Source organism: Tranquillimonas rosea, assembly GCF_900111315.1.
Lineage (GTDB): Bacteria > Pseudomonadota > Alphaproteobacteria > Rhodobacterales > Rhodobacteraceae > Tranquillimonas > Tranquillimonas rosea.
This window is the reverse complement of the sequence record NZ_FOGU01000031.1, coordinates 1-1,069: the sequence shown is the minus strand read 5'-3', so window position 1 is coordinate 1,069 and position 1,069 is coordinate 1. Positions and strand designations below refer to the sequence as shown.

1 protein-coding gene and 1 pseudogene are annotated in these 1,069 nt (G+C 60.9%); both read right to left on the bottom strand.

Annotation, left to right across the window (positions count from 1 at the left end):
* Window positions 1-99 precede the first annotated feature (99 nt).
* On the bottom strand, window positions 100-438 hold the full coding sequence (locus BMZ25_RS20355; RefSeq protein WP_092696462.1) for an HNH endonuclease signature motif containing protein: 339 nt from the start codon (window positions 436-438) through the stop codon (window positions 100-102).
* Between the two features lie 364 nt (window positions 439-802).
* Window positions 803-973 (bottom strand): annotated as a pseudogene (locus BMZ25_RS21415) (IS5/IS1182 family transposase); the annotation flags it as partial.
* Window positions 974-1,069 lie beyond the last annotated feature (96 nt).

Genomic DNA, 1,069 nt, shown 5'->3' with positions numbered 1-1,069 from the left:
GCGTGCCGCTTCCTCTTCGCCATCTCGTCCATCTCCTTCTCGAAGACCAAGATGACCTCAGATTGTAGCTTACGTCAGTGTCCGATTTTCGGGGGCAGCTCAGAGCCAGCGCAGATTCTCGGGCCTGTTGTTCGCGCGGTTCGTGTCGATGTGATCGACGACGTGTTGGTCGGTGGGGGGCGGACCGTTAAAGGCGGTGCAGACTATGCGATGGATTGGTACACCGGTTAAAAGATGGTAGTCGGTCGTGAGGCTCCGGCGTCCAAAGGACCATGTTTTGTCGAGCGGACGGGCGCGTTTCCGGAATTCGTTTAGTCGATAGACCGCGCCGTTGTTACGGACGCGGTATCGCTCACCGCGATACTCGACCTCAACTTCGGCTTCATAGATTTCCAACCGGTGGTCATGCTCGCCCACAGGCGTGTTCGAGGAAGGCATCTTGCTCTCCAGTGCAAGGGTGTCTCGGCCTTCTCCGGAAGGGCCCGGTGCCGGTTATTGTTGGCAGACGTGAAACATGCGTCTGGCGCTGCCTTGTGCTGTGGACGCACGCGAAAACTGTCGAATTTGCGAGGTTGGACTCAAGGAAAACCAGGGACGGCTCGAATTCACCCTGCGCCCGCTAATGCGTAGCAACTCCAATGTCGGCTGTGCAGACGGCAACCGCAGCATCGAAGCATGCCGGTGAGGGTCCGGTCTCGGCTGATGCCGTTGAAAAACGCCTGTCGTGGCGCTGGTCGAGTTGGCCGCGGAATGACGGGTGAGCAATAGGATCGGGGATTTCGATGGGATGCACTCGTCCGCCTCAGGCGGGCGCCGCTCCATTGGAGCTGTGTGGCCGGAGTTTCGCCAGTTTCCGGAGGTTTTGGGCTATCGCCGCCAGTGTGAACTCGTCCTTCGAGCCGAGCGGGCCCCTGAGCCGGAGTCTTCCGAGACCCAAGATCCGCTTCAGGTGAGCGAACAGCATCTCGACCTTCGGCAGTGTCCCAACGCTTGGTGTAGGAGGCCGCGCGCGGAGCCCCCGGCTTAGCGCAGCGCGCGGCCGGGCGTGACGCTGGCGGCCATCGTCGAT